Source organism: Mycoplasma sp. HU2014, from assembly GCF_001199495.1.
In the GTDB taxonomy this organism is placed as follows: Bacteria; Bacillota_I; Bacilli_A; order Mycoplasmatales; family Mycoplasmataceae; genus Mycoplasma.
In genome coordinates this window covers 1-20,683 of the sequence record NZ_LFYS01000067.1, presented here as the reverse complement: position 1 = coordinate 20,683, position 20,683 = coordinate 1, and the positions used below count along the sequence as shown (strand labels likewise).

Below are 20,683 nucleotides of genomic sequence, written 5' to 3'. Positions count from 1 at the left end.
TTTTCTAAAATATCTTCACTGTTTTTTGTAAATATTGCAACGTTTCCATACTCTTTAACATCAGTACCTGTTTCAATTAATTCTTTTTTCTTTTTTGATCTTTGACCAACTGGAATTGGTGTTTCAAAAGGTATAAATTGAAAATCTATTATTTCACCAACTATTTCCAGATCAACTGGTATAGCTTTTCCGTTAACGTATTTACTAGTTCTCTTTACAACTTTATATTTTCCAAAATAATCTTTTACAACTGTGTTTTTAGGTCTTGCAACCTGTCTTATTTCTAAAGGTATCGCCATTTTATCTCTCTTTTCCTTTTATATAGCATTATATCTATATTATAACATAAAAAAAGACATAAAATAATAGTTTTTTTTAACTTATTCCATGTCTGTTTAAATTAATTTTAAGTAATTGTTCATGTTTGATCTTATACATTTTAAGGTTATTTATAAAAAACTGCTTAATTTTCAAGTTTTTCTATAGTCATATTAGGTAGAACTTTTATAATTTATAAAAATTTTACAATATTTAAGAAAAAAACTTTACAATATTTAGTAAAATTTTTTACAATATTTCGAAATAATTAATAAAAATAATATGTTTTTTTAACTATTCTATTATTTTGCTTAAAAATAGTTATAAAAAATAAAAAATGCTAATGGCATTTTCTATCTATATCTATGATTAATTGGTCTCATTCTTCATTCAATAACTGCAAATAATGACATTGAAATAGTATATCTTAAACAGTTTCATCCAAATACAGCTAGTGAAGTATATAAGTTTAATTTATCGTAATTTAATTTGTTTTCATCATCATGATCATGACCAGCATGTCCTAAAATAAATTGACTTGTTGAACTTAAAATTTGAGCATGTTTATGATCGTGAGTGTGATCATGATTTGGTAATCATCCTGAATTAGGATCAATTGCTGATATTTTTGCTTGAATAAATAATGCTAGAATAAATCCTAAAGTAACAATTGTTGCAAAAAGAACAATCATAATTGGAATAGGAGTTCAACGCTTAAAGTTTGCAACTTTAATATTTTCATCACGGTGAATTGGTGAGTTTCTAAAGATTAAATTAAAAATTATAAATACTAATCAAACTATAATTACATATTCAACTGATTGAATTGGAGGTTGAATTCAACCGTGTTCTCCTCCGTGAATTGCATTATGCATAATTGGAGCAATAAAACCTATTACTGAAGAAAATAACGGTCCTAAAACGGCAATTGAAATCATTACAACTGTAATATCTAAAAATCTTGTTTCAATTCAAACTTGATCACCATTAACTGGTATGTGAATATATTCAGCTAAAATATCTAATCCACTAACTGCAGCAGTTAAAGCTAAAAATACTCCTGTTAATACTATTTTAAAAATTAAATTCTTTTTAGTAAGTCTAAATACACTTTTTAGTTCAAAATCAGCTGAAGTGACATCATCGTGATTTCCATATTCATCAAAGTGATGAATTCCATGATAGTGATCTTTATCTTGATTTTCGTGTTGCTCGTGATAAAAATGATCATCTAACACAGCTTCAGCTTTATTAACTAACTCATCTATTTGTTGGTTTTCTGATTTTTTCTGAGCCATAATATCTCCTTCTTTATATCTATATTTATTTATAAAAATTATAATTATAATTATACACGTTTTTTCTTATTTTATAAAAATTATAAATATTTATCTTTTAAATTTTACTTTAGTTTTTATAAAAGATTACTTTAGTTTTTATAAAATATTATTATAAAATGAGAATAAAATTAACCATCATAATAAACAAAAAACTAACTTTAAAGTTAGTCAAAGTAAATCTTTTGCTTATAAAATAAGACAAATTTAAAATAGATATTCCAGATTTGAAAAAATAATATGTAGATATTAAGAGCAGTAGTTAGTATAACCCGAGTTTTACAGTTGTTGTGCTAAATTAAAAAGTGCAACAACTTTTTAATTGTTATTTAAATCTTATAGAGTTCAAAATTTTATCAAATTCAACATCTATCATTAGTGATTTTATTGTGTTTGTTCTTTCATTTTGATCTCATTAGTCTTCTAGATAGCTAAAACTTTTAACAATTTCCTGTTTAACTTGTCAATTTTTGTCTTAACACCCTCTAACGACTCTAAAAATGTCTTAACAGTTGAAACTTTAAAATTTATCTTATCTCCTTTATCGTAATGTATTCTATAAATATTTTAGAATAACATCGGAAAAAGTAAATAGAAGTAAGATAAAAGATGAAAAACCCCTTAAAATATGAACTTTTCATCTTTTTTATTTATTTGTTGGCATAATAAGTGTAAAACTCGGGTAAAATTAACCATCATAATAAACAAAAAACTAACTTTAAAGTTAGTCAAAGTAAATCTTTTGCTTATAAAATAAGACAAATTTAAAATAGATATTCCAGATTTGAAAAAATAATATGTAGATATTAAGAGCAGTAGTTAGTATAATATTATATGTCGATTTATAAATTTAAGGAGTGTAAAACTAATATGTCAAACGGGCAAATTGATAAAAAATATCTTATAAATAAATTGGAAAAATCTATTAAATGTGAAGAACTAGCTGCCTTCATTGGGGCTGGAATTTCTGTTGATTCTGGATTTGTGATGTGATCAGATTTACTTAAAGAACCTGCTTCAGATATAGGTCTTAATATTGAAAAAGAAAATGATTTAATAAATTTAGCACAGTATTATTCGAATATGAGAAAAAGAAGTTCAATAGATGAACTTATTAAAGAAAATTTTGGAAAAATAAGTAGTCCATCAAAAAATCATATGTTGCTTGCTCAACTACCAATAACTACATTTTGAACAACTAACTATGATAAACTAATTGAAAAAGCGTTGGAAAGTCAAAATAAAAATCCGTTTGTTAAAACCACAGATCAACAATTACGTATCACAAATAGAAATTTTGATGCAATAGTATATAAATTACATGGAGATGTTGATAATCCAGAAGATGTTGTAATAACTAGAAATGACTATGAAGAATTTGGATACTATAATAGAAAACTTTTTAGACAAGTTCTTGAAGGTGACTTATTAACTAAAACATTCATTTTTCTTGGTTTCAGTTTTAATGATCCTAATTTTAATTATGTTATTGCTAAGCTTAGAGTATTGTTAGAACCGTCTAATACAAGAACACATTATTGCATAATGAAACGAGTAAATAAGCAAGAAAATGAAACGGATAATGATTTTCAATATAGAGTTAAAAAACAAGAATTACAAATTCAAGATTTAGAACGTTATGGAATATTCACTTGTCTTGTTGATGAATATAATGAAATAACAGAGATTCTACAAACTCTTGTAGATATGTATAAGAGAAAAACAATTTTTATTTCTGGTAGTGCTGACAAATATGATGGTTTTAAAAATGAAAATGATGCCAAATTATTTCTTTACAGACTAGCATATAAATTAGCAGAAAATGGATATCATATAGTAAATGGAAACGGTAAAGGAATTGGGGATTTATTAGTTTCTGGGATAACGGAGTTTTGTTTTGAAAAAAATAAGAAAATTTCAGATTACTTAACTGTGATTCCATTTCCGCAAAATAATATTTCAAAAAGAAAAATAGAAAATCTTTATATGAAAAATAGAGAACAAATGATAGAAAAATGTGGAGTTGCTATTTTTGTTTTTGGAAATAAAAATGACAATATTTCAGAAGGAGTAATGAAAGAATACGAGTTAACAAAAGAAAAAAAATTAATTCCACTGCCTATAAAAATTACAGGTGGTAGTGCAAAACATATTTTTGATTTAGAATGTACAAATAATATTGATGAAATTAAAAACGCTATTAAGAAAGCGAATGTAGAAAATATAGATAATATAAATGAAATAGTAGAAAACATTTTAGCATCAATTAATTTATTAAATAATAAGGATGTGAACTAGAATGGTTAGAAAGGTTTTTTCAGCTTTCATTATGATAATGATGTTTGAAGAGCAAATGTAGTTAGAAATAGTTGAGTTACCAAAGGTAGAAAAAAAGCGGGATTTATAGATAAGGCTGAATTTGAAAAAACTAAACTTGAAGATGAATTAGCAATTAAAAGATGAATTGACAAACAATTAAAAGGAACCACTGTTACTATTGTTCTTATTGGTAGTGAAACACTAAATAGAAAATTTGTACAATACGAAATACAAGAAAGTATAAAGAGAAAGAATGCTATTATTGGAATTAGTATTGGTAGAATAAGAAATCAAAATAAACTTACAAGCACTTCTCAAAGTCCTTTCACAATGGTGAATGGGTATAGATTTATTGATATTTGTGATGGTTTTTATGACTATGTTTTAGATGATGGTTATTCAAATATGGGTAAATGAATAGAGTTGGCAGCAAAAAGAAAAGGTAAGTAAATTTTTAGTGCTTTAATTATAAAAGTTACCTCCACCATTAAAAAAATATTTTATTGTAAAATCTATTTCTAAAAATAATTTATAAATTGGCAGAAAGTTCTGTCAATTTTATTTTTATATAACTATCTATTTTTTTAGAACTAATTTATTTTATATTCAAAGCTTTAATAATAATTCAATTTATTTAATCATAAGTTAAAACCCGAGTTTTACAGTTGTTGTGCTAAATCAAAAAGTGCAACAACTTTTTAATTGTTATTTAAATCTTATAGAGTTCAAAATTTTATCAAATTCAACATCTATCATTAGTGATTTTATTGTGTTTGTTTTTTGATCTCATTAGTCTTCTAGATAGCTAAAACTTTTAACAATTTCCTGTTTAACTTGTCAATTTTTGTCTTAATACCCTCTAACGACTCTAAAAATGTCTTAACAGTTGAAACTTTAAAATTTATCTTATCTCCTTTATAGTAATGTATTCTATAAATATTTTAGAATAACATCGGAAAAAGTAAATAGAAGTAAGATAAAAGATGAAAAACCCCTTAAAATCTGAACTTTTCACCTTTTTTATTTATTTGTTGGCATAACAAGTGTAAAACTCGGGAGTTGGCAGCAAAAAGAAAAGGTAAGTAAATTTTTAGTGCTTTAATTATAAAAGTTACCTCCACCATTAAAAAAATATTTTAGTGTAAAATCTATTTCTAAAAATAATTTATAAATTGGCAGAAAGTTCTGTCAATTTTATTTTTATATAACTATCTATTTTTTTAGAACTAATTTATTTTATATTCAAAGCTTTAATAATAATTCAATTTATTTAATCATAAGTTAAAATTAATACAAATAAGGAGAAATTATGATTTTACAAAAGACTTTTAAAAATAATAAACCTACAATTTATTTAATAACAACTCCAATAGGTAATTTAGATGATATTAATAAAAGAAGTTTAGAGACATTACAAAGTGTTGATTTTATATTTTGTGAAGATACTAGAACTAGTAAAGTGTTATTAGATAAATATAATATTTCAAATAACTTAATTTCTTTTCACATGCATAATGAAGATCAAAGAATTAATCAAATTATAGATCTAGTTAATCAAAATAAAAATATAGCTATTATAAGTGATGCAGGAGTTCCTATTATAAGTGATCCAGCAGGATATTTAATTAATCAGTTAAAACAATTAAATATAAATTGTAATATTACTGCAATTGGAACAGGTTCAGCTTATATTCACGCTTTAATTTGTAGTGGTTTTAATAGTAAAACAAATTATTTTTATGGTTTTATTGAAAATAAAAATAAACAATCAAAAATTAAAGAATTAGCTAATTTAATTAATAAATATAATGATACAGTGATTAGTTTTTATGAATCAGTTCACCGAATTAAACAAACTGTTGAGTGTTTAAGTGAAATATTAGATCCAAATCATAAAATAGTTATAGCTAGAGAATTAACTAAAATTAATGAAGAAATTATTTACGCATCAATTAGTGAAATAAATCAATATGTTAATTCAGATGAATTTATCAGTAAAGGTGAATTTGTAATTGTAATTGATAAACAAGATCAAAAACTAATAAATAATGATTATTCAGATCAAGATATTATTAATTTAATTGATAATGAAATGAATCTAAATGGTATTAAATTAAAAAAAGCTTGTGAAATAATTAGTAAAAAAACTAATAAATCAAAAAATGTGCTATATAACTTGTACATTTTAAATAAAGCTTCCTAATACATTAATAGGAGGTTTTTAATATGAAAGAAATAAAAATAGAAAATGCAAAAGAAATTATCGGTGGAGCTGGTTTAAATATTACTGGTGCTCTTTTAGATGGTGCTGCAAAACTTGTTACAAGTATTTCTAATAGCTATATTGGTATGTTTGACACTTTATCATCAACACTTGTATCAATGTTTGTGATGTCAACAAATCCGACTAAAGCAGAATTTAAATTTGGAAACAATTTAATAAAAGTAGATAATACTAGAAAAATTGATTATGAAATAGAAAAATTAAAATATAATTCTATGCAATCTCGTTTTCCTGTTTTAGAATTAGGATCAGGAAAAAACATGCAAAAAGTTGCTATTCCAGCAGATAGTTTCAATGATTATAGTGTTGATTCAATTTCACAATATTCATTTGATGATCAAGGAATTTTTTAGTTTAGTTAGCTTTAAAAATCTATATAAAAAATAAAACTCGCTTAAATTGTAATCATATGTTGAAATGATAAATTGTAATCATATGTTGAAATGATTAATTTTATGTAGTAATATCTTTATGTTGAAAAAAAGTTTCAACCGCTCTTTTTGTATGTCTTAAAAGAAGTTCTCACTCACATACAAAGGCGAGTCTAGACTGGAGGAAGAAAGATGTTTGCAATCATTAAAACTGGTGGAAAACAAATCAAAGTTGAACCAGGACAAGAAATCTTCATTGAAAAAATTGAAGGTGAAGTTGATGCAAAAGTTGTATTTGATCAAGTATTAATGATCGATGGAACAGTTGGTAACCCAACAATCGCTGGAGCTAAAGTTTCAGGAACTATCGTAAAACAAGGAAAAGGTAAAAAAATCCATGTTGTTAGATATCATCCAAAGAAAAACGTTAATAAAATTTACGGTCACAGACAACCTTTTACAAAAGTAAAAATTGATGAAATTACTACTAAATAATTATGATAAAAATAGTAATTAAATATAATGATAAAAATATCGAACAATTTAATATAAGTGGTCATGCTAATGCTGGACCTTATGGTCAAGATCTTGTATGTGCTGCAATTACAGGAATTGTTAGTGGTGCTTTAAATGCACTTGATATTAATTATCGTGACAAGGTGAGGTTGGAAGTTTTAGATAATGAAGTTATTATTCAAGCACTTGACTTAAATGATAAACATCTACAAACTATGTTGAATATGTTAAAAATACAAATTCACACAATAACAACTCAATATCCTAAAAATACACAGTTTAAGGAGGTAAGTTAATATGAATATGCGTTTCTTATTAGGTTTACAGTTCTTTGCTTCTAAAAAAGGAGTAGGGTCAACTAAAAACGGACGTGACTCTGAATCAAAACGTTTAGGTGCTAAAAAATCAGATGGACAATTTACTAACGCTGGTTCAATTATTTTTAGACAAAGAGGAACAAAAATCCACCCAGGTATCAATGTAGGACGTGGTGGAGATGACACTCTATTTGCTTTAACTTCAGGAATCGTTAAATATGAAAGATTTGGAAAAAACCGTACTAGAGTTAGTGTTATAGCTAAAGAAACTAATTAATTTCAAAAGTTCTCAAATATGAGAACTTTTTATTATAATTTTATTTATATAGGAGAAAAAGCGACATGATGATTGTATTTTTATTATCACTTTTGGTGATTTGGATTTTGTTTTTCATTTCAATTGTTGTAATTAAATATCTATTGAATAAAAAAGATGCGATCTTAAAAGAATCAAATAGTGAAATTGACAAAATTTTTATTCAAAATAGAAGAAGCTGAATCATTGATAATAAAACAATCATTTTAATAAAAGAATATGATTATTATGAAAATTTTAATAGAATTCCTTTTTTTGGTGAATATAAAGAAACTAAGAAATTTTTAGAAAACACAAAAGTTCGTTTCACTTCTACAGAAAAACTTATTAGTAATTTAAAATCTAGTGAAGATCAATTATTGTTAAATTTTTTACATTGCGAGAAATTACTATTATTTACTTTTGATAATTTAAATTTAGAATATAACAAAGAAAGTGTTTTATTTTTATCTAAATACTATAAAGAATATTGAACTATTTTTAGAGAATTAATGGTAAATGATTTTGTTGAAAACATTTTAAAAAATGAAATTTCATGTGCTATTAAAAATATCTCATGTGATGTAAAAGATGAAATTAAAAAAATTAATGACACCTTATTAACACAAACTTTAAACTTAATTAAACAATTAAAAGTTGATATTTATCAATCTAATTTAATAATAAAAAAACGATCTAAAAAGAAAGTTTTTTCAAAGAAATTTAACATAGTAAACCAATCTTATGCTTTATTAGAAATTAGTACTTTATCTAAAATAAAAGATATCACAAAAGCTTATAAAAGTATTTTGAAAAGATATAACCCTAATTTTAAACAAGAATATGCTTACAATAAAACAGAGATTAATAAAGTTTATGATTTTATAAAAAGACTTAAATCAGTTAAAAATTAAATTATGATATTAATTAAGTTTGTATTTATAATTAAATATATAGAAAATAGAAAGTTATAAAAAGATGAAAAAAGAGATGAATGATCAATATTCAAATATTGCTTTAGCGATGATATTGATGTGAAATTCTAAATTCTCAAAAACTATTTATAGAAGAGAAGATGGATTTTCGGTTAATTTTAATCCTATTAAAGCTTTTTCTTGATTAAATCCAACAAATAGAAATTCAAATAAAAAATTAAAAATTAAAGAATATAAATCTCCAACTATTAATTTCTTTACTAATTCACTTGATGGAACTAGAATTGCTGGAAGTATTTGATTAAATTCAAAACAATCTGATAAGTGAGTAGTTGGTGTCCATGGTTATAATTCTAATAGAGTAGAAGTTTTATATTTATTATGACACTATCGCCAATTAGGATATAATATCATTACTTTTGATTTCAGAAATCATGGTGTAAGTGAAGGAAAAGTTACTACTTGAGGTTATCAAGAAAAAGGCGATTTAATCGCTATTATTAATTGATTAATTCAAAAATATAACGTTTCAACATTAGGATTAGTTGGAACAAGTATGGGTGCATTTACAATTAATTACTTTTTACTAACTGAAGCTGAATTAATTAAAAAAGCAAATATTAAATGAGCAATCTCGGATTCATCTTATATGTCAGTTAAACATCTATTAAGAAAGATGGTTACTAATAATGCTCCTATATTTTTACAAGGATTAGGAAATGATATTTTAAAAGATATTTTAAAAGTTTATAAACAAGAATATCAAGTTAATTTAAGTGATTTAAACTTTAGAGAATTAATTAAAACATCAACAAAATATATACCTGTTTTATATTTTCACAATAGATATGATAAAGTTACTAATTATTTAGATAGCGTTAGAATGTGTAAGATTAAAAATAATATTGAAAATGACAATGAAAATAAAGTAACAATTTATGATCAGGGAGTTCATCATACAAAATCAATTATTGAATTTGAAAATGATTACATAGCTAGAAGCTTGAAATTTGTTAGAAGTCATGAAAATAGTGGAAAAAACAATTAAAATAATATAGAATAAAATAAATAAAATTAAAAGACAAGTTTTATAAAATTAACTTTTTCAGAGAGCTAATGTATGGTGTGAATTAGTAAAGTGTTTTATAAAATATCACTTTTTCTTATCGAAAAAGAACAGCATTTAGTTTAGTAGAATTTCGCGGTGGAACCGTTAATACCAACAGAGATAGATCATAGTATATTTATGATTTAATTAGGATGGCACCGCGGTTTAATCGCTCCTTATATAGGGCGATTTTTATTTTTTTAGAGAGGATTAAAAATTTATGGCTAATAAATTCAAAGATACATTATTAATTGGGCAAACTTCTTTTGATATGAGAGCTGGTTTAAAAGATAAAGAACCTGTTTTTGAACAATTTTGAGAAGAAAATAAAATTTATGATAAAAAAATGCAATTAAATAAAGATCTACCTAAATTTGTTTTACACGATGGTCCACCATATGCAAATGGAGATCTACACATTGGACATGCATTAAATAAAACTTTAAAAGATATTATTATTAGATTTAAAAATGCAACAGGTTATTATGCTCCCTTTATTATGGGTTGAGATACTCACGGTTTACCTATTGAAATTGCTGTTACTAAAACTGGTGTTGATCGTAAAAGTATGGATAAAATTGAGTTCAGAAAATTATGTGAAAAATATGCTTTAGATCAAGTTAAAAATCAATCAAGTCAATTTAAACGTTTAGGTATGTTTACTGATTATGATGTGAAATATGTTACTTTAACTCATGATTTTGAAATGAGTGAATTAAGATTATTCCAAAGAATGTATGAAAAAGGATTAATTTATAAAGCATTAAAACCAATTTATTGATCTCCATCAAGTGAATCAGCATTAGCAGATTCAGAAATTGAATATAAAGATGTTAAATCACCAACTGTTTATGTAGCTTGTGATATTGTAAATTCTGATAAATTCGATTCTCAAACTAAATTAGTAATTTGAACAACAACACCTTGAACTTTACCTTCAAATCAATTAATTGCAGTTGGAGAAAACATTAAATATAGTGTTGTTAAACCTGAAAATGATGATAGAAAATTCATTATAGCTTCTGAATTAGTTGAAAAAGCAAGTCAAGAAATTGGATGAGAAAACGCTACTGTTTTAGAAGAATTAAATGGAAAAGATCTAGTTAATACTCAATATGTTCACCCTTTATATAATCAAAAAATTAGTAAAGTTGTTTTAGGTCATCACGTAACTAGTGAGTCTGGAACAGGTATGGTTCATATTGCTGGCGGATTTGGTGAAGATGACTATTTAATTGTAAAACAACACAAAATTGAACCATTTGCTCCAATCAATAATCAAGGTAAATTTACTGAAGAAATTAATGATCTAGATCCTGAATTAGTTGGTATGTTTTATGATGATACAAACAAAATCATTACAACAAGACTAGCGGGTAAAAATAACTTATTAAAATTAAAATTTGTTACTCACTCATATCCACATGATTGAAGAACTAAAAAACCAGTTATTTATAGATGTACATTACAATGATTTGTTAATTTAGCACCAGTTAAAGATGAAATTTTAAAAAATGTTAATGAAATTGAAACTCATCCAAAATGAGCAAAAAGACGTCTATATCAAGTTTTAGAAGAAAGAACAGATTGAACTATTTCAAGACAAAGATTATGAGGAGTTCCAATTGTTGCATTTTATGATCAAAATGATAATTTAGTTTTAAATAATGAAATATTACAATATGCAATTAATAAAATTGGTGAGTTAGGAACTCATGCTTGATTTAATGATGATGTTGATATTTTCTTACCTGATGAATACAAAAATAAAAATCTGAAAAAAGAAAAAGACATTTTAGATGTTTGATTTGATTCTGGATCAAGTGCAATTGCTATGATTGAAAGATTTAAAGAATTAGATCTACCATTTGATATGTATTTAGAAGGAAACGATCAATATAGAGGATGATTTAACGCTTCAATGATTAACTCAACTATTTATATCTCAAAATCTCCTTATAAAAAATTAGTTTCTCACGGTATGACAACTGATGAAAAAGGGAATAAAATGTCTAAGTCATTAGGAAATGGTGTTGATCCAATTCAATTTTCAAATGATTTAGGTGCTGATATTTTAAGATTATGAGTAAGTTCAACTGATTTTACTGATGATCAAAAAATTGGTCCTGAAATTATTAAACAAATTAGTGAATCATATAGAAAAATCCGTAACACAATTAGATTCATTTTAGCTAATTTATATGATTTTGATCCATTAAAAGATTATCAAAATGATTTAGAAGAAGTTGATAAATATAGTTTAGCTAATTTAACTCAATTTAAAGATAAAGCAAATGATTTTTATCAAAACTTACAATTTAACCAAGTTTACAATTTAACAATGAATTATGTAACCAAAAACCTATCATCATTTTATTTAGATTTCATTAAAGACATTTTATATATTCATGCTAAAGATTCAAAAAGAAGAAGACAAGTTCAAACTGTTTTATATGAGCAATTATGATGCTTAATTGATGTTTTACGTCCTATTTTAGTTCATACAATTGAAGAAGCTTATCAATCATTAAATATTTCAAATAAAGAATTATCAGTTCACTTATTAAATAATAGAGATCAAAAATTTGATCAAAACCAAGAATTTATCAATAAATGAGAAAGCTTAATGAACTTGCGTGATGATGTAAATAAAGCGTTAGAAACAGCAAGAGAAAACAAAACAATTAACAAAGGTTTTGAAGCTGTTGTAACAATTGAATTAAACGATGAATTTAAACATTTATCAGAACAAAAAGATCTAGCTCAAATCTTTATTGTAAATTCAATTAATTTTGTTGATCAAGCTAATGATGATTTTATTAGTTGCAATTTAAGTAAAATTAAAGTTGAACAAAAACAAGGTATGAAATGTCAAAGATGCTGACAAATATTTGATAATTTAATTGATGATGAAATTTGTATTGAATGTAACAAAGTAGTTGAAAGTTTATAGTAGGAGAAAAATATGTTATTTAAAGACAAAATATTAGAATGAAAAGTTAAATTAAAAAATTATAATTTTGAATGAAAATTTAAACTTTTTGTTTGTGCTCCTATTTTAATATTTCTAATTGCTTGTGATTGGGTAACTAAAATTTTAGTTGCAAATAAATTTAGCTTAGGCCAAGAAGCTAATCTAATTCCAGGATTTGTAAAACTTAGATATACAATTAATTTAGGTATGGCATATGGTGGATTAGAAGATAAACAATACTTAGTAATTTCTCTAGCAAGCATAATAACATTTTTATTGATAATATTTTTTATATTCTTAAATAATAAAAAATGATTGATTGCTTTAGTATTTATATTATCTGGATCTTTTGCAAATTTAATTGCTAGATCATGAGCTCCTTTAAGTGAAAATCTAAAACCTGGTGGAGTTATTGACTTTTTAATATGAGATATGTCTTGAGTTAATGCTAGTTACATTTTCAACTTAGCTGATTTATGAGTTAATGTTGGAATTGGATTAAGCATTTTAGCAATAGTAATAGAATTTATTCAATTTATTAGAACTAAATCAAAAAAACAAAAAGGTGAAGAAGAATGCAACAAATAATTTTAAATTCTAAAGAAATAACAAATAGATTAGATAAACTTTTAGTTGAACTATTAGTTGATCAAAATTTTTCTAGATCATACATTCAAAAATTAATCAAAGAAGGTAATGTTATTGTTGATGGTGAAATAATTAATGCTAATAATTTTGTAGTAAAACCAAACTCAGAAATAATTATTAATATTGATGATCCAAAACCAACTGATATTGTTGCTCAAAATATTCCTTTAGACATTGTTTATCAAGATGATGATATTTTAATTATTAATAAACAAAACAATATTGTAGTTCACCCAGGTGCTGGTAATTTTGATAATACTATTGTCAATGCCTTACTTAGAAGTGGAGTTGAACTATCATCAATTAATGGAGAATTAAGACCAGGAATAGTTCACAGAATAGATAAACAAACTACAGGATTATTGATTATTGCTAAAAATGACAAAGCTCATAAAAGACTAACTGAAATGTTAACTAATCACGAAATTTATAAAGAATATTATGCTTTAGTTTGAGGTGTAATTGCTAAAAATAAAGGTATTATTGATGCTCCTATTGGAAGGCATGAAAATGATAGAAAAAAAATGGCAGTTACAATTAAAAATTCAAAACATGCTAGAACTAATTTTGAAGTTATTCAACGTTTTGATAATGCTACTTTAGTTAAATGTAATATTGAAACTGGAAGAACACATCAAATAAGAGTACATTTTAATTTCATTAAACACCCTATTATAAATGATCCTGTGTATGGAAGATTAAGTGAAAAAACTACTGAGTTTGGACAATATCTACACGCATATAAATTATCATTTTCTCATCCAATCACAAATAAAGTAATTGAAGTAATTGCAGAACTACCTGATGAATTTAATGATAAAATTAAAGAATTAGGAGGTGTTTAAAATGAATGAAAATAAAAAGATTTTAGAAAACTTCTTTATTAAAAATTACAATGCTAAATTATTAAAATCAAAAGTAAGTTCTAAAATAAGTTATTTATATAATTCTTCAAATAAATTCCAAATAGTTGTTATTAATTTCGATAAAAACATTACTGCTGATAAAGAATTAGAATACGTAATTCAAAAAATGCAAAAAGCAGTTAATCAAACTGTTCAAGTTTTTATGATTGTTGTTGATCAAAACGCAAATAACGATCTTATTGAACATGAAAATAAAAAGATTTTATATTCATCAATAGAAAATTTAAAAGATAATTTAGAACCATTTTTTGAAAAAAGTGATTTATTAGATTTTAATCAACACCAACAACAAGAAACTAAAGAAGAATTGAATGAACAAAATAGTTTTGAAGAAAATTTAAAAAGTCTTAATAAATTTATTCAAAGCATTAAATCAAATAAAATTACATTTTCTTGAATCGTTTTAATTCTTTTAGTTTTACTTCCAGGATCAATTCAACTTTTTGCTCCTTATTTATTAAAAAATTCTCAAATTAGTTCAAATACTCTTTCATTAGTGTTTGGAGCTACTAACTGAAATCTGACAATTTTAGGTGGTCAATGATGAAGAGTGTTTACTTATGGATTTGCTCCTATGCAACAAATTGGATCACCATTTTTAAGTATTCTTATTCTACTTATTTTAGGATCAATGTTTTTCAATATATCTAAGATGTGTGAAATTTCAATAGGAAAAACTTTAAGTTTCGCTACTAGTTCATTTTTAAGTTATTTAGTATTAGGGTTATTTGCAAGTTGTGTTTTACCAGCAACTTATACTGGTGGAATTATAAGTACTATAGGAATCTTTTTAGGAATTTTATTAACAGACTCATCAGGAAAAAATACTCCTGTAGCAAAATTCAGTCAATCTAAAGGTTGAAAATACATTATAATGTTAATTCTATTTTCATTATTATTTGGAAATGGATTAAGTTCATTATTAATTACAGGTGTTGGTATGGTTTTAGGTAGTTGTTTTATAGGATTACTAAAAACCGAGTTTAGAGATTGAAAATGAATGGAAGTAATCCAAGTTGCATTAATAGTATCTATCATTACTATTCCAATTGTATTTATAATGATTACAAAATTTACAACAGCTGTTGATCCTAACATTTTAAACGCTTTATCTTTTTACATTAAAAATAAATGATTTAGTACAGAATTTGTAAATTCTATTACTAATAAAATCGGATGAGACGGAAACTTTAATGCTGCTGGTAATTGAATAACAGGATTTTAATATGTCAAAGCGTCAAAATTATTTAACATGAAAACAATATTTTATGTTAATTGCTAAAGCTAGTGCTATGAGAAGTAAAGATCCTACAACTCAAGTTGGAGCTATTGTTGTTAATAAATTAAATCAAATTATGTCAACAGGTTATAATGGTTTTCCAAGAGGAGTTAGCGATGATGAATTTCCATGACAACGCCAAGGTGCTGAATGAATTGATTTGAAATATGCTTATGTTGCTCATGCTGAAGTTAACGCTATAGTTAGTGCTAGAACTAATTTAACTGATTGTGATTTATATGTCACTTTATTTCCTTGCAATGAATGTACAAAAATAATTATTCAAGCAGGAATTAAAAAAGTCTATTATTCTTTAGATAAATATCATGATCAAAAAGAATATATTGCTTCAAGAAGAATGCTTGATGCAGCTAAAATAGAATATGAACAATTACCAGATATTGAATTAGAAGTTAAAATAAATTAAAAATCAGGAGTTAACCTGATTTTTATTTACCAATAATATTTCTATATTATAACCCGAGTTTTACAGTTGTTGTGCTAAATTAAAAAGTGCAACAACTTTTTAATTGTTATTTAAATCTTATAGAGTTCAAAATTTTATCAAATTCAACATCTATCATTAGTGATTTTATTGTGTTTGTTCTTTCATTTTGATCTCATTAGTCTTCTAGATAGCTAAAACTTTTAACAATTTCCTGTTTAACTTGTCAATTTTTGTCTTAATACCCTCTAACGACTCTAAAAATGTCTTAACAGTTGAATCTTTAAAATTTATCTTATCTCCTTTATCGTAATGTATTCTATAAATATTTTAGAATAACATCGGAAAAAGTAAATAGAAGTAAGATAAAAGATGAAAAAACCCTTAAAATCTGAACTTTTCATCTTTTTTATTTATTTGTTGGCATAACAAGTGTAAAACTCGGGTTATAATATCTATGTAATTAAAGCTTTTAACAATCAATAAGATTGTTTTTATTTTACTAATAGAAATTGTGGTGAACTATGAAAATAGGAATAGATATTGTTGAAAATAAAAGAATTAAATTAAATGATAATTTTATTTGTAAAATATTATCTGAAAACGAAATTAAAATATTTAAAACTAAAACTAAAGCTGAAAAAAGAGAATTTGTTTCAGGTCGTTGAGCTGTTAAAGAAGCTATTATAAAAAGTTTAGATGAAGTTATTAGTATGAATAAAATAGATATAAATTACATAAATTCTAAACCTATTATTTTAAATGAAGAATTGAAAAATATATCTATATCTATATCACATGAAAAAAAATATTCAGTAGGAATGGCGGTAAGAGCTGATGATTAAATTAATATGAGCACAAACTAAAAGTGGAGTGATTGGTAATAATAATACACTTCCTTGAGATATTAAAGAAGAAATGCAACATTTTAGAAAAACTACAACAAAAAAAGATTTAGTAATGGGTAGAAAAACATTTGCTTCATTAAATTATAAACCTTTAAAAAATCACTTAAATTATGTTTTAACAACTAATATTGATAAATATAAAGATCTAGAAAAAGAGTATGATAATTTGATTATTATAAATGATACAAAACCTATAATTGAAAAATATGCTAAAAATCAAGAAAATGAAATATTTGTAATTGGTGGTAAAATTATTTATGAGTTATTCTTAGATTCGGCAGATGAAATAATTAGATCAATTATTAAAAAAGATTATCAAGGTGATACTTATATGGTTGATCTAGATGTAAATAAATTTGATAAAATTTCTCAAGAAGATTATGAAGAATTTTATATAGAAAGATGAGTTAGAAAATAATGCAAGAAACTAAAGAAACTACTAAAAGTACTTCAACTAAAACTGAGTCAACTACAACTAAAAAAGCACCTGCTAAAAAAACTAGTACAACTAAAACTGAAACTAAAAAAACAACTACAAAAGCTACAACAAAAAAATCTAGTACAACTAAAAATTCAACAAAACCAAAATCAACTGCGACTAAATCTGTAGATAAAAAAGTTGTTAAATCAGCACCAAAAAAAGTTGAACAAGTTATTGAAACTAAAGTTGAAACAACAAATGTTGTTGAAAATGAACAAACTTCAACTGTGGCTGTAAAAGAAAAGAAAAAAGATTATTTACATTTAAATAAATGAAAAATGCTTTACATGTGAGCTCCTTTATTAAACATAAAAAGAAAAGCTTCAAAAATTGTTAGAAAAAATAGAAAATATCCTGACACTTATACTGAAGAATATTGCTACACATGAGTTAAAAAAGCGGTAAACAAATTATTATATGTTTTAGATGTTGATATTAAAGTTGAAGGAATTGAAAACTGATTAGATAAAGGTGTTGTTTTAGCAGTTAACCATCAATCAAATATTGATCCTGCAATTTTAATTGCAATTAATAATTTCTCAAAACAACAACCATTAGCATTTATTGCAAAACAGGAATTATGAACTGACAAAAAATTCAAAAATTTTGTAAGATTAATTGATTGTATTCCTTTAGATAGAAATAGTCCTAGAAGTGCATTAGAAGCGTTTAAAGAAGCTAGAGAATTAGTTGTAGATTACAAAAGATCATTAGTAATTTTCCCTGAAGGAACAAGAAGTCAATCTCAAGAAATGAATGAATTCCATCCTGCTTCATTAAAAGTTGCTCAAATGGCACACGCACCAATTATTCCTGTTTCTATTATCAACTCTTATCAAGTATTTGCAGAAGACAGACCAAAAAGAGTTGAAATCAAAGTTGTTTTTGGAAAACCTATTTTACCTTCAAAACATATTTCATTAAAAACTGAAGATCTAACTAGATTTGTTCAAAAAACTGTTCAAGAAAATTTAAATAAATGAGAACATGAAAAAATGAAATATGCTTTAAAAAAATTAACTAAAAAAGACATTAAACAACTTAAAGAAGAAGAACTAGAAAAGCAAAAAAAAGCTAAGAAAGCTAAGAAAAAATCAGTTAAAGATCTTTTTAAAATAGTAGATTAATTATTAAACTAAACTCTCCATTGTTTAGTTTTTTATTTTCTAATTGTGGTTAAATTTTATTATTTGAATTAATATTATAAGCTATCGGGTAAACACATAAAATTAGAATGTCTTATCTAAATGAGCATTTTATGTGTTACAATATTGTTAATTCCTGTTAGGAATTGGAGAGTGGGTGAGACTCCTAAAAACGCGTATCAGTGGTTTATATTTTTACCAACTCGTTGTCTATGGTTAATATTGAACAACAAAAAAAGAATAAAATAATTCAGTCACTAATACATTATAATTTTTATGTAAGAAATGTAAGAAAAATATAAAGAAGAGGTTTAGAAATATAAATTATGAAAATGAAAGCTTTAGTTTATCACGGGGAACATAATATTTCTCTTGAATTAGTTGATAAACCAACAATTTTAAAACCTACAGATGCAATAGTAAAAGTAACAAGAACAACAATTTGTGGAACTGATTTAGGAATTTATAAAGGAAAAAATCCTGAAGTAGCAAGTGGTAGAATCTTAGGACATGAAGGAATCGGAATTGTTGAAGAAGTTGGAGAAAGCGTATCCAATGTTAAAGTCGGTGATGAGGTCTTAATTGGATGTATTACTCCTTGCGGAAAATGTGATAATTGCAGAAAACAATTATATTCACACTGTCGTGAAACAGAGGGTGGATGAAAACTTGGTTATATGATCAATGGAACACAAGCTGAATATGTAAGAGTTCCATTTGCAGATAATAGTTTATACAAATATCCACAAACAATTAACGATGAAATTGCAGTTATGCTATCAGATGCACTTCCTACAGGTCATGAAATTGGTGTGCAATATGGACATGTTAGTCCAGGAAAATCTGTTGCAATTATAGGAGCTGGACCAGTAGGGATGGGTGCCCTATTAACTGCCCAATTGTATTCACCAGGGCATCTAATCGTAATTGATTTAGATAAAAATCGTTTAGAAATGGCTAGAAAATTAGGGGCTACACATACACTAGTACCAAATGAAAAATTATTTGATAATTTAAAAGAAATTGTTGGAGAAGATGGTGTTGATGTTGCAATTGAAGCAGTAGGGATTCCTCAAACTTGAGATGTTTGTCAGCAAATTGTTAAGGCAGGCGGAAATATTTCAATTGTTGGTGTGCATGGAAAACCAGTTAATTTCAATGTTCAAAATCTATGAATTAAAAACATTACATTAACAACAGGATTAGTTAATACAAATACATTGCCAATGTTAATTAATGCTGTTTCAACTGGAAAATTACCTGTTTCAGATTTAATTACACATAGATTTAATCTTTCAGATATGATGCAAGCTTATGAAACATTTATCAATGCATCAGATAATAAGACAATGAAAATATTTATTGATGCAACTAAATAAATTAATTGAAAAAAATATAAAAGTATTTTTAAACATTTATTAAAAAATTCATACGCATAAAAATGCACTTGAACTTTCATTTATGGTACCACAGAAGAGATGCTGTGGTATTTTTTTGTCTTAATATATTATTGTCATTTTATAATATAAAAGTTATACCCCATAATACTATACAAAATGTCGAATTTTGAACAATGTCCTACGTTTCCCACTTAGTTACAAAAACAGCACGTTTTTATTAGCTATATTTTTTATAAAAAAATATAAATATCTATACTTTTATGCTTAAATATGATATAATAGAAATATGAAAAAGTCAAGAAAAGATACAAAAAGACAATGAAGAACATCAATAGCAAGAGTTAAGAAGGGTGAATATTTATCAATTGGGGTGCCGAGAAGAGATAACAAGGGGTTTGAATTCAGATTCGGTTATGGTTATTTACATGAATTGAAAGAATATCATGATGATCCACTAACTGTGATTAAAGCAATTATTGAAAACTTCCCACTATCTTGAACAAAAGAACAAGCTAAAACAAAATTAGATGAAATCTTCAAAGAGAAAAAATCATTGAAAAAAGAGGTTATAGAAAGGTATAAAGGTTACGAGATTATTGAAAAACTCTTTGATTATTTTGATATTTTTGATAATTGTTCTACTACAAGATCAACAACACTAAAAGATGTTATTATGC

The 20,683-nt window shown here is 25.0% G+C and carries 18 protein-coding genes, 3 pseudogenes and 2 other annotated features; of the genes and pseudogenes, 19 read left to right on the top strand and 2 right to left on the bottom strand.

The features are described 5' to 3' along the window. Positions 1-299 (bottom strand): annotated as a pseudogene (locus tag AB668_RS04245) (hypothetical protein); the annotation flags it as partial. A gap of 372 nt (positions 300-671) precedes the next feature. Beyond that, positions 672-1,616, bottom strand: coding sequence for an ECF transporter S component (locus AB668_RS04240; protein ID WP_050517762.1), 945 nt, complete (start codon positions 1,614-1,616; stop codon positions 672-674). Between the two features lie 909 nt (positions 1,617-2,525). On the opposite strand from AB668_RS04240, the gene AB668_RS04235 reads away from it, so the two are divergent. From AB668_RS04235 to AB668_RS04150, 19 genes and pseudogenes are all read left to right on the top strand, one after another. Continuing rightward, positions 2,526-3,953, top strand: coding sequence for an SIR2 family protein (locus tag AB668_RS04235; protein ID WP_050517761.1), 1,428 nt, complete (start codon positions 2,526-2,528; stop codon positions 3,951-3,953). A gap of 27 nt (positions 3,954-3,980) precedes the next feature. Continuing rightward, positions 3,981-4,238 (top strand): annotated as a pseudogene (locus AB668_RS06035) (TIR domain-containing protein); the annotation flags it as partial. A gap of 1,045 nt (positions 4,239-5,283) precedes the next feature. Continuing rightward, positions 5,284-6,177, top strand: a complete 894-nt coding sequence (gene rsmI, locus AB668_RS04230) for a 16S rRNA (cytidine(1402)-2'-O)-methyltransferase (RefSeq protein ID WP_050517760.1) — start codon at positions 5,284-5,286, stop codon at positions 6,175-6,177. A 23-nt stretch (positions 6,178-6,200) separates the two neighbouring features. Continuing rightward, positions 6,201-6,611: a hypothetical protein gene (locus tag AB668_RS04225; protein ID WP_050517759.1), complete on the top strand. Its 411-nt coding sequence runs from the start codon at positions 6,201-6,203 to the stop codon at positions 6,609-6,611. Between the two features lie 126 nt (positions 6,612-6,737). Then, positions 6,738-6,814: a sequence feature (ribosomal protein L21 leader region), on the top strand. Positions 6,815-6,821: 7 nt separating this feature from the next. Then, on the top strand, positions 6,822-7,124 hold the full coding sequence (gene rplU, locus AB668_RS04220; RefSeq protein WP_050517758.1) for a 50S ribosomal protein L21: 303 nt from the start codon (positions 6,822-6,824) through the stop codon (positions 7,122-7,124). Between the two features lie 2 nt (positions 7,125-7,126). After that, on the top strand, positions 7,127-7,441 hold the full coding sequence (locus AB668_RS04215; protein ID WP_050517757.1) for a ribosomal-processing cysteine protease Prp: 315 nt from the start codon (positions 7,127-7,129) through the stop codon (positions 7,439-7,441). Positions 7,442-7,448: 7 nt separating this feature from the next. Next, positions 7,449-7,739, top strand: a complete 291-nt coding sequence (gene rpmA, locus AB668_RS04210) for a 50S ribosomal protein L27 (RefSeq protein ID WP_050517766.1) — start codon at positions 7,449-7,451, stop codon at positions 7,737-7,739. Positions 7,740-7,882: 143 nt separating this feature from the next. After that, the gene (locus tag AB668_RS04205; protein ID WP_152908064.1) at positions 7,883-8,671 is read left to right on the top strand and encodes a hypothetical protein; all 789 of its coding nucleotides are present in this window, start codon (positions 7,883-7,885) and stop codon (positions 8,669-8,671) included. 76 nt (positions 8,672-8,747) lie between these two features. Beyond that, positions 8,748-9,740 (top strand): alpha/beta fold hydrolase, encoded by a 993-nt coding sequence (locus tag AB668_RS04200; RefSeq protein WP_050517765.1) that lies wholly within the window; start codon positions 8,748-8,750, stop codon positions 9,738-9,740. Positions 9,741-9,756: 16 nt separating this feature from the next. Further along, positions 9,757-9,980: a binding site (T-box leader), on the top strand. A gap of 40 nt (positions 9,981-10,020) precedes the next feature. Further along, complete coding sequence (gene ileS / locus AB668_RS04195; protein WP_050517755.1) at positions 10,021-12,753, top strand: isoleucine--tRNA ligase; 2,733 nt, start codon at positions 10,021-10,023, stop codon at positions 12,751-12,753. A gap of 12 nt (positions 12,754-12,765) precedes the next feature. Then, entirely contained in the window at positions 12,766-13,362 is a 597-nt protein-coding gene (locus AB668_RS04190) for a signal peptidase II (protein ID WP_050517754.1), read from the top strand. Continuing rightward, positions 13,350-14,267, top strand: coding sequence for an RluA family pseudouridine synthase (locus AB668_RS04185; RefSeq protein ID WP_050517753.1), 918 nt, complete (start codon positions 13,350-13,352; stop codon positions 14,265-14,267). Before AB668_RS04190 ends, AB668_RS04185 begins: the two co-directional genes overlap by 13 nt. A 1-nt stretch (position 14,268) precedes the next feature. Next, complete coding sequence (locus AB668_RS04180) at positions 14,269-15,573, top strand: hypothetical protein (RefSeq protein ID WP_050517752.1); 1,305 nt, start codon at positions 14,269-14,271, stop codon at positions 15,571-15,573. A gap of 1 nt (position 15,574) precedes the next feature. Then, entirely contained in the window at positions 15,575-16,054 is a 480-nt protein-coding gene (locus AB668_RS04175) for a deoxycytidylate deaminase (RefSeq protein WP_050517751.1), read from the top strand. 542 nt (positions 16,055-16,596) lie between these two features. Next, complete coding sequence (locus tag AB668_RS04170; RefSeq protein ID WP_050517750.1) at positions 16,597-16,917, top strand: holo-ACP synthase; 321 nt, start codon at positions 16,597-16,599, stop codon at positions 16,915-16,917. Next, a complete protein-coding gene (locus AB668_RS04165; RefSeq protein ID WP_050517749.1) occupies positions 16,910-17,398 on the top strand; it encodes a dihydrofolate reductase in 489 nt (162 codons plus the stop codon). Before AB668_RS04170 ends, AB668_RS04165 begins: the two co-directional genes overlap by 8 nt. Further along, the gene (locus tag AB668_RS04160; protein ID WP_235443349.1) at positions 17,398-18,588 is read left to right on the top strand and encodes a lysophospholipid acyltransferase family protein; all 1,191 of its coding nucleotides are present in this window, start codon (positions 17,398-17,400) and stop codon (positions 18,586-18,588) included. Before AB668_RS04165 ends, AB668_RS04160 begins: the two co-directional genes overlap by 1 nt. A gap of 344 nt (positions 18,589-18,932) precedes the next feature. Beyond that, entirely contained in the window at positions 18,933-19,985 is a 1,053-nt protein-coding gene (locus tag AB668_RS04155) for a zinc-dependent alcohol dehydrogenase family protein (protein WP_268777950.1), read from the top strand. Between the two features lie 307 nt (positions 19,986-20,292). After that, a pseudogene (locus AB668_RS04150) lies at positions 20,293-20,683 on the top strand (IS1634 family transposase); the annotation flags it as partial.